The organism is Enterococcus sp. DIV1059_2 (assembly GCF_051713685.1).
Lineage (GTDB): Bacteria > Bacillota > Bacilli > Lactobacillales > Enterococcaceae > Enterococcus_D > Enterococcus_D casseliflavus.
In genome coordinates this window covers 2637501-2652814 of the sequence record NZ_JBIOQK010000001.1, presented here as the reverse complement: position 1 = coordinate 2652814, position 15314 = coordinate 2637501, and the positions used below count along the sequence as shown (strand labels likewise).

Here is a 15314-nt window from a genome sequence, read left to right as displayed (position 1 = left end):
AAATGAAGATTGATTGGAAACGAAATCTACTGATTTCATGGGTAGGTTGTTTTTTTACGGGTGCCAGTTTTAGTCTTGTCATGCCATTCATTCCCTTATATATAGAAGAGTTAGGCGCTCCAGAGAGTCAAATTGAGTTGTTTTCTGGATTAGCAATCTCAGTAACGGCGTTTGCGGCGGCTATCATTGCTCCAGTATGGGGAAATCTAGCAGATCAAAAAGGTCGTCGCTTAATGATGATTCGCGCGGCTGCGGGGATGACAGTGACGATGGGGTCTTTGGCTTTTGTACCGAATGTCTATTGGTTGTTGATCATGCGTTTCTTTACCGGAATTTTATCGGGGTATATTCCCAATGCGACTGCATTGATTGCTTCGCAGGCGCCTCGAGAAAAAAGCGGTTGGGCGCTTGGGACATTGGCTACAGGAGCCATCGCAGGGAATTTGATCGGTCCATCGATGGGTGGGGCGTTGGCGCAATGGTTCGGCATGAAAAATGTTTTTATCATTACTGGTGTTGTGCTGCTAATTACGCTCTTGCTTACGATTTTTCTCGTTCAAGAAGATTTTGAGCCGGTTGAAAAGGGCGATTTGCTGTCCATCAAAGAAATTTTTGGTCAAATCAAAAATATGCAGTTGCTTGTCGGTTTGTTTATTACGTCACTGATTTTACAGCTAGGTGTAACGAGTATCAGCCCAATCCTTACATTGTATATTCGTGATCTAAGCGGGAACAGTGGCAATATTTTGTTTGTCAGCGGATTGATCGTCTCTGTTGCTGGTGTTTCGGCAATCATCTCTTCGCCATTTTTAGGCAAAATCGGTGATCGTTACGGCAATCACAAGGTATTGTTAGGCGGTTTATTGCTGTCATTTTTCTGTTTCATTCCGATGGGCTTTGTCTCCACACCGTTTCAGTTGGGCGTGCTGCGCTTCTTGCTTGGTTTTTCGACAGGTGCGTTGATGCCGTCGATCAACACACTGATCAGCAAGATCACCCCGATGGAAGGGGTCAGCCGTATCTACAGCTACAACCAAATGTTCTCTAACTTTGGACAAGTGTTAGGTCCGATGGTCGGCTCAACGGTGGCAGCTGGCTTTGGTTATCCCGCCGTCTTTTGGGTAACTAGCGGGTTTGTACTGATCAATATTTTTATCTCAGGATTTAATTTCCGTAAAAGCTTGCGTAAAACGGACATCAGTGAATAGTTGAAAAGAAAAAAAAACCAGTTACAATAAAGGTAACTGGTTTTTTTTTAATGGCTTGTCTTTTCAGGCGCTGGTGCGATAATACCAACAAGAATGATCACCACACCTGTGACCAAAGAGATGATTGAAGTTAATTGAAAATCATAAGTTGCTCCAGCAAGTGAGCTGCCTAGATAGCCAACGACTTGACCTAATACAAAAGTCCAAAATAAAGTGACTAAGTAACGCATGACGACACCTCTTTTCTGCGTATCTTCCATTTCGACTTTAGTTTATCACAAAAATATTTATTGTAAAGATTTTCACTTTTTCATTTTGTTTTTCAAATCTAATTACTAGCAGAAAGAAAGAGAATTTTCATTTTTGGAGGGATTTCAATGTATTCACAGCTCACTACCTTAAGCGCCTATTCGTTGCTGCAAAGTACGATCAAAATTCCTCACTATATAGAGCAAGCCAAAAAGATGGGCTATCAGACGTTGGGTCTGACCGATCATAATGTTCTCTATGGCGCGGTCGAGTTTTATCAGCAATGCCTAGCACAGGGCATCAAGCCGATTTTTGGCGCTTTGTTCGACTGTACCTTCGGAGAGGGATCAATGTCCTTTCCGTTGTACGTATTTGCAAAAAACCTCAAGGGCTATCAAACCTTGATGCGTTTATCAAGTGAAAAAATGATCACCGAGCAGTTGAATTTAGCTGCTTGTGATTCTTTGCAGGACCTCTTTGGTTTGCTGCCTGAAGGCGAGGGGTTTCTGCCTTATCAGCACGATGATCTAGAAGCCAATCAAGAAGCACTGCGAGCAATCAGCCATAAATTTGATTCTGAGAGCTTGTTTTTAGGTATTACTAGCAAAGGGCTAGATTCAGAAACGATCGCTTGGTTTAACGAGCAAAACATTGCACCATGTGCCTATCAACCAATCGCGGCTTTAGCACAAGAAGAAGCCTTTGCAGTCAAAGTGATGACGCATATCAAAGAGGGCTCGCAAATTGAAGACTTTCGTCAGGCTAAAGAGCAAGGGGCTGCGCAGCTTTTTCTACAACCAGCAGACCAACTGACCGCGGCATTTGAAGAATGGTCGCAGGCATTGATGAATAATCAGCGGATTGCAGCTGAATGCGCCGTCGAGCTGCCGCTGCATCAGCGGCTGTTGCCTCATTACCCGCTACCAGCCGAAGAAAGCGCTGCGGACTATTTGCGGAAAATTTGTTTTGAGCGTCTGCCTCAGCGTGTTGCCCACGTTACATCGGCGTACGAACAGCGTTTGGATTATGAGTTGTCCGTCATCCATAAGATGGGCTTTGATGACTATTTCTTGATTATTTGGGACGTCATGGACTTTGCCCACCAACAAGAGATCGTTACCGGCGCTGGACGGGGATCGGCTGCTGGCGCACTGGTGGCATATGTTTTATCGATCACCGACGTGGATCCAATCAAATACGATCTTTTGTTTGAACGATTCTTGAATCCAGAACGTTACACGATGCCTGATATTGATTTAGACATTCCTGACAATCGCAGAGACGAGATTTTACAGTATGTGCGCCAAAAATACGGGCAAGAATATATGGCACAGATTGCGACGTTTGGCACCATGGCGGCCAAAATGGTTCTGCGAGATGTTTCTCGTGTCTTTGGTCTTTCGCAAAGTGAAGCCAATCGCTGGTCAAAAGCCATCCCCAAAGCCTTGAAAATGACCTTAGATTTTGCTTATGAACAATCCAATCAGCTGCGAGAATTGGTGTCGTTTAATGAGCGAAACCAAGTAATGTTTCAAGTCGCCAAAATTTTAGAAGGCTTGCCACGTCACGTATCGACTCATGCCGCTGGTGTGGTGATCAGTGACAAGAATTTGCTTGATCTGGTTCCCTTACAAGAAGGCAGCGATGGGATCTGGCTGACCCAATTCACCATGAATGACGTAGAAGCCATCGGCCTATTGAAGATGGACTTTTTAGGCTTGAGAAACTTATCGATCATTGATAATACCTTGAAAGGCATTAAACGAATCAGCCAACAAATCGTTACCCAAAAGGAGATTCCTCTTGATGATCCAGCAACATTGCGCTTGTTTCAAAAAGGCGAGACCGCAGGGATCTTCCAATTTGAATCAGCGGGGATACGCAATGTGCTGCGTAAGTTAGGACCAGAAAGCATCGAGGATATTGCCGCAGTCAATGCCTTGTATCGTCCAGGACCGATGCAAAATATCGATACCTTTATTAAGCGGAAAAAAGGACAAGAGCGTGTCTCTTATCCAGATGACAGCTTGATTCCGATTTTGCAAAACACTTACGGAATCATTGTCTACCAAGAGCAGATCATGCAGGTAGCTTCCAAAATGGCTGGTTTCAGCTTAGGACAAGCAGATATTTTGCGTCGAGCAATCAGTAAAAAGAAAAAAGACGTCTTGGATGAGGAACGTCGTCATTTTGTGCAAGGCGCCTTAGCCAATCAGTACGATGAAAAGACCGCCAATTTGGTCTATGATTATATCGAGCGGTTCGCCAATTACGGGTTTAATCGATCCCATGCGTTTGCCTATTCCTTTATCGGCTTTCAAATGGCCTATCTGAAGGTACACTATCCTGCACCATTTTTTGCTTCGATCTTACACTCGGTACGCAACACCGCCAGCAAAATGAAAGAATATTTAAATGAAGCCGCACGTTATGGCGTAGAAGTACTGCCGCCTTCGATCAATGCCAGTGGGTTTAGTTTTCAACTGCAAAATGAAAAACAAATTCGTTTTGGTTTCAGCAGTATCAAAGGAATCCGACGCGACATGATCCAAGACATTTTGGCAGAAAGAAAAGAGCATGGTAATTTCACGTCTATGGATCAATTTTTGCTTCGCTTGAATCAGCGGAACAGCAAATGGTTAAAATTGGATTATTTATTGCCGCTTTTGAGCATCGGCGTATTCGATGGGATCGCCCCCAATCGAAAACAAGCGCTGATCCAGCTAGAAGGAAAGATCCAAAACATTACTTATAGTGGCGGCAGTTTGGATCTCTTAGAAACTATGGCATTAAAAGAAGAAGCCGTTGCCGATTACAAACTAGAAGAAAAACTGGCTTTGGAAGAAGAATACTTAGGTGTTTATTTGTCTGGCCATCCCGTGGAACAGTTTCAAAAATTGCACCAATTAAAACAAATCACTGATATTGCCGATCTGGTTCCGAATGAACGGGTGCGTATCCTTTTATATGTGCGCAAGATTCGAGAGATTCGAACGAAAAAGGGCGAACAAATGGCGTTTGTCGAAGGAACAGATGCCAGCAAAGAAGTGTCAGTAACGATTTTTCCCATCGTTTATCGACAAGTACGTTCCTTGATTGAAGAAAATGCTGTTCTTTATATCGAAGGAAAGGTCGAGGTAAGTCGTTACAATGGTGAAATCCAACTCATTGCTGATAAAATAGACTTAGCAGAAAACGTTCAAAATAAAATTGCGTCACAAACTTGTTACTTAAAGATTTCTGCTGAAGCTGAAACGTCGCACCTGCAAGCATTGTCGAAGGAAATGAAGCAGCATCACGGAAATATTCCAGTGGTGATGTTCTATGAAAGCAGTGGCAAAAAAGTGTTATTAGCAGAAGAAAACTGGGTGACGGATGAGCCGAACTTTGTCAAACAACTGATCGCATTATTAGGAAATGGAAATGTAATTTTCAAGTAATTTTCCGAAAACGGTAATTCGACTTACACTTTTTTCAACTTTTTCCCACTATTTCAAGACATTTTCATGGAATAATGGTAGAATATGTCTCGTGGTTATTACTTGAAAACTAGCAAACAGGGGCTTCCCTAAACAAAATCTTTTGATGAGGTGAAAGAATAATGAAACGCATTGGAATTCTAACCAGTGGCGGCGATGCACCAGGAATGAACGCAGCGATTCGCGCAGTTGTCAGAAAGGGTATTTTTGACGGACTTGAAGTATACGGAATCAACTATGGCTATGCCGGACTAGTCGCAGGCGACATTCGTCGCTTAGATGTTGCTGATGTTGGTGACAAAATTCAACGTGGTGGAACATTCTTATATTCAGCACGTTATCCAGAATTTGCGACACAAGAAGGACAATTAAAAGGAATCGAACAATTAAAGAAATTTGGCATCGAAGGGCTAGTCGTGATTGGTGGAGATGGATCTTACCATGGTGCGATGGCACTTACTCGTCACGGTTTCCCAGCGATCGGGATTCCAGGAACGATCGATAATGACATTCCAGGAACAGATTTCACGATTGGTTTTGATACAGCGATCAATACTGTCTTGGAATCGATTGACCGGATCCGTGATACAGCGACATCACATGTCCGCACATTCGTGATCGAAGTAATGGGTCGTGGTGCTGGCGATATCGCTTTATGGTCAGGTGTGGCCGGTGGTGCGGATGAAATCATCATCCCAGAACATGATTTTGACATGCAAGTTGTTGCTGATCGTATCCGTGAAGGACGCGACCGCGGGAAAAAACATTGCTTGATCGTTTTAGCCGAAGGTGTGATGGGCGGAAATGATTTTGCTGACAAACTTTCTGAATACGGCGATTTCCATACCCGTGTATCAATTCTAGGACACGTTGTCCGTGGTGGTTCACCAAGCGCTCGTGACCGTGTGTTAGCAAGTAAATTTGGTTCATATGCCGTTGAATTATTGCAACAAGGCAAAGGCGGTCTATGTATCGGTATCGAAAACAATGAAATGATTGCTTCTGATATCATCGATACCCTTGAAAACAATCGTCACAAACCAGATCTTAGCTTGTATAACTTGAACAAAGAAATCTCATTCTAAAGAGATTTTTAAGCAACGCAACAGTAATTTTGTAAAAAAAGCTTATTAGCTATTTTAAATAAATGAATAGGAGCGTTTAGTAATGAAAAAAACAAAGATCGTAAGTACATTAGGACCAGCAAGTAACAGTGTGGAAATTATTTCTCAACTGATTGAAGCCGGTGCGAATGTCTTCCGCTTTAACTTCTCTCATGGAGATCATGAAGAACAATTAGCGCGTATGACAATGGTTCGTGAAGCCGTAAAGAAAACTGGTAAAGATGTCGGTATCCTTTTAGATACAAAAGGTGCTGAAATCCGTACAACTGTACAAAATACGACAGAAGCAGACTTTGGTCGTGCTGGATACATCCAATTCAACGTTGGCGATGAAACACGTATTTCAATGGATCCAGAACACAAAGGAACAAAAGAAAAAATTGCTGTAACTTATCCTGGTTTATTTGAAGATGTTCATGTGGGCGGACACATCTTGTTTGATGATGGCTTGATCGACATGGAAATCAAAGAAAAAGACGAAGCAACCCGTGAATTAGTGGTTGTCGTTAAAAATGCTGGAATGTTAGGATCACGTAAAGGGGTCAATGCTCCTGGCGTATCAATCAGCTTACCTGGTATTACTGAAAAAGATGCAGAAGATATCCGTTTTGGTCTTGATAACGATATCGACTTCATTGCCGCTTCATTTGTACGTAAAGCGCAAGACGTTTTAGAAATTCGTGAAATTTTAGAAGAAAAAGACATGACTCATGTGCAAATCTTCTCTAAAATCGAATCACAAGAAGGTATCGATAACATCGATGAAATCATCAAAGTTTCTGATGGTATCATGGTTGCCCGTGGTGACATGGGTGTTGAGATCCCTGCTGAAGAAGTACCAATGGTTCAAAAGAGCATCATTAAAAAATGTAACGCTGCTGGTAAATCAGTTATCACAGCAACACAAATGTTAGAATCAATGCAACAAAACCCACGTCCAACTCGTGCAGAAGCTTCTGACGTTGCCAATGCTGTCTTTGACGGTACTGATGCAACAATGCTTTCTGGTGAGTCAGCAAACGGTGACTACCCTGTTGAAGCAGTAGCAACAATGGCACGTATCGACGTGGAAGCAGAAAAAGCTTTATCAGAAAACAGCACTTTCCAAATCAACCAATTTGATAAAACAGATGTAACGGAAACAATCGGTTTATCTGTCGCTCGTGCAGCGAAAAACTTAGGGGTTAAAACAATCGTTGCTGCCACTGAATCTGGCTACACTGCAAAAATGATCTCTAAATATCGTCCAGATGCTGACATTTTAGCTGTTACATTTGACGAACGCACAAAACGCGGCTTGATGCTTAACTGGGGTGTGTACCCAACCGTTGCTGAAAAACCATCAACAACTGATGAAATGTTTGAATTAGCAGCAAAACAAGCAGTGGATTTAGGCTTTGCTAAAGAAGGCGATCTAATCTTGATCACAGCCGGTGTTCCTGTTGGTGAACGCGGAACAACCAACGTAATGAAGATCCAATTGATCGGATCAAAATTGCTTGAAGCGCAAGGAATTGGTGAAAAATCAGTTGTTGCCAATGCCGTGATCGCTCACAGTGCCGAAGAAGCCATTGCGAAAGCAAAAGATGGCATGATTTTAGTTGTACCAACAACAGATAAAGAATATATGCCAGCAATCGAAAAAGCAGCAGCTTTAGTTGTTGAAGATGGCGGCTTGACTTCTCATGCAGCAGTTGTCGGAATCGCGAAAGATCTACCAGTGATCGTTGGTGCCAAAGACGCAACAACAACCATCAAAGATGGCGAATTGGTTACTCTTGATTCTCGTCGCGGTATCGTTTATCGTGGAGAAACAACAGCGATCTAATGATTTTTAACGATTGATCAAGCAACAGGCAAGTGCACGTTGTGCGCTTCCTGTTGTTTTTTTGAGAGTGTCGAAATCCCTTGAGAAAAGGCATTAAAATGACACGATCAAAAATGAAAAAGGTGTCAAGAAAATTTCATTGACAAAGCCTCAGAAGCCCTGTATAATTGCTTTTGTTGCTTAGGGGTGATAAAAATGAAATGGTCTTTATTGGAATTAAAAAAATACCAAGAGACACCGCTGATGTTTGAAGAAACACTTGACCTAAAAAGTCAACTGATAAAACGCGATGAACAGATCATTGATTTGTCTCCTGTAAAAGTAAAAGGGCTGATGAGTGTTGATAAGCAAGGATACTTGCTGCACTATCAAGTGGAAACGACGATGACATTGCCATCTACTCGTTCTTTGACACCTGTAGCGATTCCTTTTGATTTTTCAGTGGATGAACAATTCATGACACCAGAGCAATTTCAGCGTCGCGATGAAACGATCGTCGAAGAAGAAGTTTTGATCATTGAAGGTCAAACCATCAGCTTAGATGAATCGGTCGCTGATAACCTATTACTTGCGATTCCTTTGCAAGTCCTGACAGAAGAAGAAAAACAAGGTTCAGCAATGCCATCTGGCAACGATTGGGCTGTTTTGTCAGAAGAAGACTTTGCAAATCAAAAAGAAGCGCAAGCTCAACAAGTTGATCCTCGTCTTGCAAAATTATCCGAATTATTCAATGAATCAGATGACGATAACGCGTAGGATTGGAATAAATTGCAGCCTCAAGGTTGCGTTCATTAACAAGGAGGTGTAGCAAAATGGCAGTACCAGCTAGAAAAACTTCGAAAGCGAAGAAAGCAAAACGTCGTACACATTACAAATTGACAATCAACGGTTTGAACGAATGTGCAAACTGTGGTGAAATGAAAAAAAGCCACCATGTCTGCTCTAACTGTGGTCATTACGATGGCAAAGACGTAGCAACAAAAGAAGCATAATTCCTTTTTTTCAGAAAGAGGATTCTAAAACCTTAGGCTAACCATGGAGCCTGAGGTTTTTTTGTTTTTTTTGGAAAAGATGGAACTTTTCAGAAATATTTTTTGTCCATCGAAAGAGAATAGTTCAAAAGCAGGTACATTTGCGCTATAATAAAAAAGATAATTGAATCTTAGGAGGATGAAAGATGACAAAACAACAAATCGGCGTTGTCGGTATGGCTGTTATGGGCAAAAACTTAGCGTTGAACATCGAAAGCCGCGGTTATTCAGTTGCCTTATTTAACCGTACTGGTTCAAAGACAGAAGAAGTAGTAAAAGAACATCCAGATAAAAATTTTAAAGCAACTTATACGATAGAAGAATTTGTTCAATCAATTGAAAAGCCACGTCGTATTTTATTAATGGTAAAAGCAGGATTTGCGACGGATGCTACGATCCAAGAACTATTGCCTCATCTAGACAAAGGCGATATTTTGATCGATGGCGGAAATACCTTCTTTAAAGATACCGTTCGTCGTAACGAAGAGTTGGCAAACTCAGGAATCAACTTTATCGGTACGGGTGTTTCTGGTGGGGAAGAAGGCGCCTTGAAAGGTCCTTCGATCATGCCTGGTGGACAAAAAGAAGCATATGAATTGGTTGCACCGATCTTAGAACAAATTTCAGCAAAAGCTGAAGATGGTACACCTTGTGTAACTTATATTGGACCAAATGGTGCAGGCCATTACGTAAAAATGGTTCATAATGGGATCGAGTATGGCGACATGCAGTTGATTGCGGAGTCTTATGACTTGATGCAAAACATTTTAGGTCTATCTGTTGATGAAATGGCTGATATCTTTGCCGAATGGAACAAAGGTGAATTGGATAGCTACCTAATTGAGATCACAGCGGATATCTTGACACGTAAAGATGATCAAGGAACAGGCAAACCGATCGTTGATGTCATCTTAGATGCTGCAGGCAATAAAGGAACTGGGAAATGGACGAGCCAAAGTGCCTTAGACCTAGGTGTTCCATTGCCATTGATCACTGAATCTGTTTTTGCTCGCTATATCTCAGCTTACAAAGAAGAACGGGTCAATGCCAGCAAAGTATTACCGAAACCAGAAGCGGTTGCTTTTGAAGGAAACAAAGAAGAATTTATCAATAAGATCCGTGAAGCCTTATACTTCAGTAAAATCATGAGCTATGCACAAGGTTTCGCGCAATTACGTACAGCATCAAAAGAGTACGATTGGGATCTTCCTTTTGGTGAGATTGCCAAAATTTGGCGTGCAGGCTGTATCATCCGTGCGCAATTTTTACAAAAAATCACGGATGCTTATGACAAGAATGCTGACATCGAAAACTTATTATTAGATGATTACTTCAAAGACATCACGAAACGCTATCAATCTTCTGTACGTGAAGTAGTTGCGCTAGCTGTCCAAGCGGGTGTCCCTGTGCCGACGTTCTCCTCTGCGATCGCGTACTTTGATTCGTATCGTTCTGATCGTTTGCCAGCGAACTTGATCCAAGCACAACGGGATTACTTCGGCGCGCATACGTATGAACGGACAGATAAAGAGGGAATTTTCCATTATTCATGGTATGACGAAGCGTAAGCTTTAAGAGAATCCAAAAGAGAAAGGCCGAAAGTGAGAACTTTCGGTCAATCTCTTTTTTATTTTTTAGATACATGATAAAATAAGACAGATAATGTCTATTTTAAAGGCAGAATAATCAATAAAGGGGCTATCAATAATGAGTAATATTCTAATCATTGAAGATGAAAAGAACTTAGCTCGATTTGTGGAATTAGAATTGAAGCATGAAGGGTATAATACCGAAGTTCATTACAACGGACGGACGGGACTGGATGCTGCGCTGAATAATGAATGGGATGCAATCTTATTGGATCTAATGCTTCCAGAGCTAAATGGGTTAGAAGTTTGCCGACGTGTGCGTCAATCGAAGAACACCCCGATCATCATGATGACCGCGAGAGATTCTGTGATTGATCGAGTATCAGGTTTGGATCATGGTGCTGATGATTATATTGTGAAGCCTTTTGCAATTGAAGAATTGCTGGCACGCTTACGTGCGTTGCTTCGCCGTATCGATATCGAAGGGGACAAAAACGTCGCAAAACAAACCACGATCACTTACCGCGATCTAACGATTGAAAAAGAAAACCGTGTCGTTCGACGTGGAACAGATGTCATTGAACTAACAAAACGCGAATATGAGCTATTGTTGACTTTAATGGAAAACGTCAATGTCGTTTTAGCCAGAGATGTTTTATTAAACAAAGTCTGGGGCTATGAGACAGAAGTTGAAACCAACGTTGTCGATGTTTACATCCGCTACTTACGAAATAAAATTGATGTGCCAGGGGAGGAAAGCTATATCCAAACCGTTCGTGGTACAGGTTATGTGATGCGGTCGTGAACCTTAAAAAAAGAATGAAAAAATTAAAAGAACTGAAGGGGCCTTCTTTAACTGTAAAGTGGGCCTTCGCAAGTTCTTTCTTTATATTCGTCGTATTTACGATCTTTGCTGTGATCACCTATAAAACATCGGTGAATTTGATCGTCGCTAAAGAAGAAAACAATGTGGAGCGGACGATGTCAGAGGTTGCTTCTCGTTTAGCCAATTCGGATCAAGAACTAACATTGGTTCGGACGTATCGTAATTTAACCAAAAATGATGCGGGGACGACGAGCATTTATGATCGCACTTCAACGATCGATGGCAACTTAATGAAAATCGATTCCTTTATTTCGGAATTAGGCCAAGCGCCGTTGAGCTTGTTTGTTTATAATTTGAATGAGGATCTTGTGTTTAAAACCCATGAGAATGATTTAGCACTGATCGACACGCAGCGCAAAGCGCCAACCATCGTAACGCTGGATGGTATCACAGGCTTTCTCTCGATCCAACCCATCTATTCAAAAGGCACCAGAGAGCGGATTGGCTATGCACAAACATTTTATGAATTGACTTCTTTTTACGAAATACGCAGCAAACTGCTGCTGACTTTGATTATCTTAGAAGTCGTTTCTCTGATTCTTAGTAGTGTGCTTGGGTTCTTTTTATCAGCGTATTTCCTTCAGCCGTTAAAGGTCTTGCGAGATACGATGGAAACCGTTCGGAAAAACCCACAGTCAACGGTGCATATGCCAGAATTAAATACGAACGATGAACTGTCTGATTTAGCAGATATCTTTAACGAAATGCTGGATCGCATGCGCCTATACATTGAACAGCAAGAGCGATTCGTCGAAGACGTTTCTCATGAGTTGCGAACGCCTGTGGCGATCATTGAAGGACATATGAATCTGTTGCAGCGTTGGGGAAAAGACGATCCAGAGATTTTGGATGAGTCTCTGGCAGCCAGTATGCAAGAGATCAGTCGGATGAAGACGCTAGTACAGGAAATGTTGGATCTCTCAAGAGCGGAACAAGTGGATGTTCATTATGCAAATGAAACAACCAATGCAAAAGAAGTTGTCTATCAAGTCTTCAATAACTTTAAAATACTGTATCCGGATTTTGTTTTTACATTGGATGATGACTTATACCATGAGTTGAAGCTGAAAATCTATCGCAATCATTTTGAACAGATCATTATTATTGTCTTGGATAACGCAGTGAAATATTCCACTGATCGAAAAGAAGTTCATCTATCCATTTCGTTGGATCGGCAATCCTTTGAAATTGCCATTCAAGACTTTGGTGAGGGGATCTCCAAAGAAGACCTCGACAAGATCTTTAATCGTTTCTATCGGGTAGATAAAGCCCGTGCTAGAACCAAAGGCGGAAACGGGCTAGGGCTCTCTATTGCGAAACAGTTATTGGAAAGCTATAAAGGAAAAATTTCAGCAGAGAGTGTCATCGGTCAAGGAACGATCTTTCGAATCTATATACCGATCGTTCAATCAGAAGATCGGACGAAAAGAGAACGTTAGGCGAAAAGCTTAAGTTCTCTTTTTTTATCCATTAATGATAGATTTAGCCGCAAAATACTTCTTATAAACGAACGTTCGAATCGTTTGACAATGAATAATTCGCTTATAAAAATAGTTGCTAAAAAGCCTATTTTTTTAGTTGATTTTTCCTTTAAGAATTGCTATATTATTACTTGTCCTTGTTAAGGCATTTGTAACAAACACTGATTGATCTTTTTTGAAATTAGTTGTTGACGAAACATTTTACAAGTGTTATTATAACAAAGTCGAAAAAATATCATCTCTGAAAAACCTAATAAATCAAAAAAATTTTTCAAAAAAGTGTTTGACATATAACGGTTGAGATGGTAAGATAAAAAAGTCGCTGAGGTTAAGGAAGAAGTTAAATAACAACTTCTTGAAAAAAACTTTTAAAAAAGAGTTGACAAACAAACGTCGCTCTGATATGATATAAAAGTTGCTAACACAGCACGGTAGACCTTTGAAAACTGAACAAAGCAAGCAAACGAACCAATGTGTAGGACGTTTCAATTTATTGAAACAAATACATGCAAGCAATAGCTAGCAAAGTTAATTTTTATGAGCTTAATGACCGTATGGTCATTCAAACAAATCATTATGAGAGTTTGATCCTGGCTCAGGACGAACGCTGGCGGCGTGCCTAATACATGCAAGTCGAACGCTTTTTCTTTCACCGGAGCTTGCTCCACCGAAAGAAAAAGAGTGGCGAACGGGTGAGTAACACGTGGGTAACCTGCCCATCAGAAGGGGATAACACTTGGAAACAGGTGCTAATACCGTATAACACTATTTTCCGCATGGAAGAAAGTTGAAAGGCGCTTTTGCGTCACTGATGGATGGACCCGCGGTGCATTAGCTAGTTGGTGAGGTAACGGCTCACCAAGGCAACGATGCATAGCCGACCTGAGAGGGTGATCGGCCACACTGGGACTGAGACACGGCCCAGACTCCTACGGGAGGCAGCAGTAGGGAATCTTCGGCAATGGACGAAAGTCTGACCGAGCAACGCCGCGTGAGTGAAGAAGGTTTTCGGATCGTAAAACTCTGTTGTTAGAGAAGAACAAGGATGAGAGTAAAATGTTCATCCCTTGACGGTATCTAACCAGAAAGCCACGGCTAACTACGTGCCAGCAGCCGCGGTAATACGTAGGTGGCAAGCGTTGTCCGGATTTATTGGGCGTAAAGCGAGCGCAGGCGGTTTCTTAAGTCTGATGTGAAAGCCCCCGGCTCAACCGGGGAGGGTCATTGGAAACTGGGAGACTTGAGTGCAGAAGAGGAGAGTGGAATTCCATGTGTAGCGGTGAAATGCGTAGATATATGGAGGAACACCAGTGGCGAAGGCGGCTCTCTGGTCTGTAACTGACGCTGAGGCTCGAAAGCGTGGGGAGCGAACAGGATTAGATACCCTGGTAGTCCACGCCGTAAACGATGAGTGCTAAGTGTTGGAGGGTTTCCGCCCTTCAGTGCTGCAGCAAACGCATTAAGCACTCCGCCTGGGGAGTACGACCGCAAGGTTGAAACTCAAAGGAATTGACGGGGGCCCGCACAAGCGGTGGAGCATGTGGTTTAATTCGAAGCAACGCGAAGAACCTTACCAGGTCTTGACATCCTTTGACCACTCTAGAGATAGAGCTTCCCCTTCGGGGGCAAAGTGACAGGTGGTGCATGGTTGTCGTCAGCTCGTGTCGTGAGATGTTGGGTTAAGTCCCGCAACGAGCGCAACCCTTATTGTTAGTTGCCATCATTTAGTTGGGCACTCTAGCGAGACTGCCGGTGACAAACCGGAGGAAGGTGGGGATGACGTCAAATCATCATGCCCCTTATGACCTGGGCTACACACGTGCTACAATGGGAAGTACAACGAGTTGCGAAGTCGCGAGGCTAAGCTAATCTCTTAAAGCTTCTCTCAGTTCGGATTGTAGGCTGCAACTCGCCTACATGAAGCCGGAATCGCTAGTAATCGCGGATCAGCACGCCGCGGTGAATACGTTCCCGGGCCTTGTACACACCGCCCGTCACACCACGAGAGTTTGTAACACCCGAAGTCGGTGAGGTAACCTTTTTGGAGCCAGCCGCCTAAGGTGGGATAGATGATTGGGGTGAAGTCGTAACAAGGTAGCCGTATCGGAAGGTGCGGCTGGATCACCTCCTTTCTAAGGAATATTTCGGAAGACTACACATCGTTTGCCTTTGTTCAGTTTTGAGAGGTCTACTCTCAAGTAAATACCCGGGGCCTTAGCTCAGCTGGGAGAGCGCCTGCTTTGCACGCAGGAGGTCAGCGGTTCGATCCCGCTAGGCTCCATTAACGACAATGGTCGTTAAGCTTTGTTCATTGAAAACTGGATATCGAAGAAATAATCAAAACAAGTAACACACACCGAGTTGAAATGTTAAAAGAGTTTTTTAATAAGTTCAACGCTTATTTTCTTGAGCAACCTTCTATCGCTAGAAGAAGTACTC

General features: G+C 42.5%; 10 protein-coding genes, 1 tRNA gene and 1 rRNA gene. 11 read left to right on the top strand and 1 reads right to left on the bottom strand.

Features of this window, described 5'->3' with window-relative positions; all coding sequences use genetic code 11:
* The first annotated feature begins 2 nt into the window (after positions 1 to 2).
* On the top strand, positions 3 to 1208 hold the full coding sequence (locus IGI72_RS12325) for a multidrug efflux MFS transporter (RefSeq protein ID WP_005231893.1): 1206 nt from the start codon (positions 3 to 5) through the stop codon (positions 1206 to 1208).
* A gap of 47 nt (positions 1209 to 1255) precedes the next feature.
* Here the strand turns inward: IGI72_RS12325 and IGI72_RS12320 are convergent, their stop codons facing one another.
* On the bottom strand, positions 1256 to 1438 hold the full coding sequence (locus IGI72_RS12320; RefSeq protein WP_008377814.1) for a YjzD family protein: 183 nt from the start codon (positions 1436 to 1438) through the stop codon (positions 1256 to 1258).
* Between the two features lie 147 nt (positions 1439 to 1585).
* Between IGI72_RS12320 and dnaE the strand changes: the two genes are divergently transcribed.
* The 10 genes from dnaE to IGI72_RS12270 all read left to right on the top strand — a co-directional run bounded on the left by dnaE (position 1586) and on the right by IGI72_RS12270 (position 15156).
* Positions 1586 to 4897 (top strand): DNA polymerase III subunit alpha, encoded by a 3312-nt coding sequence (dnaE, locus tag IGI72_RS12315; RefSeq protein ID WP_438754348.1) that lies wholly within the window; start codon positions 1586 to 1588, stop codon positions 4895 to 4897.
* A 161-nt stretch (positions 4898 to 5058) separates the two neighbouring features.
* The gene (gene pfkA / locus IGI72_RS12310; protein WP_005229169.1) at positions 5059 to 6021 is read left to right on the top strand and encodes a 6-phosphofructokinase; all 963 of its coding nucleotides are present in this window, start codon (positions 5059 to 5061) and stop codon (positions 6019 to 6021) included.
* 82 nt (positions 6022 to 6103) lie between these two features.
* Positions 6104 to 7888 (top strand): pyruvate kinase, encoded by a 1785-nt coding sequence (gene pyk, locus IGI72_RS12305; RefSeq protein ID WP_005229179.1) that lies wholly within the window; start codon positions 6104 to 6106, stop codon positions 7886 to 7888.
* Positions 7889 to 8083: 195 nt separating this feature from the next.
* Positions 8084 to 8644 (top strand): YceD family protein, encoded by a 561-nt coding sequence (locus IGI72_RS12300; protein ID WP_438754346.1) that lies wholly within the window; start codon positions 8084 to 8086, stop codon positions 8642 to 8644.
* A 56-nt stretch (positions 8645 to 8700) separates the two neighbouring features.
* Complete coding sequence (gene rpmF, locus IGI72_RS12295; RefSeq protein ID WP_005229191.1) at positions 8701 to 8880, top strand: 50S ribosomal protein L32; 180 nt, start codon at positions 8701 to 8703, stop codon at positions 8878 to 8880.
* Between the two features lie 185 nt (positions 8881 to 9065).
* On the top strand, positions 9066 to 10487 hold the full coding sequence (gndA, locus tag IGI72_RS12290) for an NADP-dependent phosphogluconate dehydrogenase (RefSeq protein WP_005229192.1): 1422 nt from the start codon (positions 9066 to 9068) through the stop codon (positions 10485 to 10487).
* 139 nt (positions 10488 to 10626) lie between these two features.
* Positions 10627 to 11313 carry a response regulator transcription factor gene (locus IGI72_RS12285; RefSeq protein WP_005229193.1) on the top strand — a complete coding sequence of 229 codons (687 nt, stop codon included), beginning with the start codon at positions 10627 to 10629 and terminating at the stop codon, positions 11311 to 11313.
* 14 nt (positions 11314 to 11327) lie between these two features.
* Complete coding sequence (locus tag IGI72_RS12280) at positions 11328 to 12833, top strand: HAMP domain-containing sensor histidine kinase (protein ID WP_034696083.1); 1506 nt, start codon at positions 11328 to 11330, stop codon at positions 12831 to 12833.
* Between the two features lie 614 nt (positions 12834 to 13447).
* Positions 13448 to 15007: ribosomal RNA gene (locus tag IGI72_RS12275) — 16S ribosomal RNA — on the top strand.
* 76 nt (positions 15008 to 15083) lie between these two features.
* Positions 15084 to 15156: transfer RNA gene (locus tag IGI72_RS12270), tRNA-Ala, on the top strand.
* Positions 15157 to 15314: the final 158 nt, after the last annotated feature.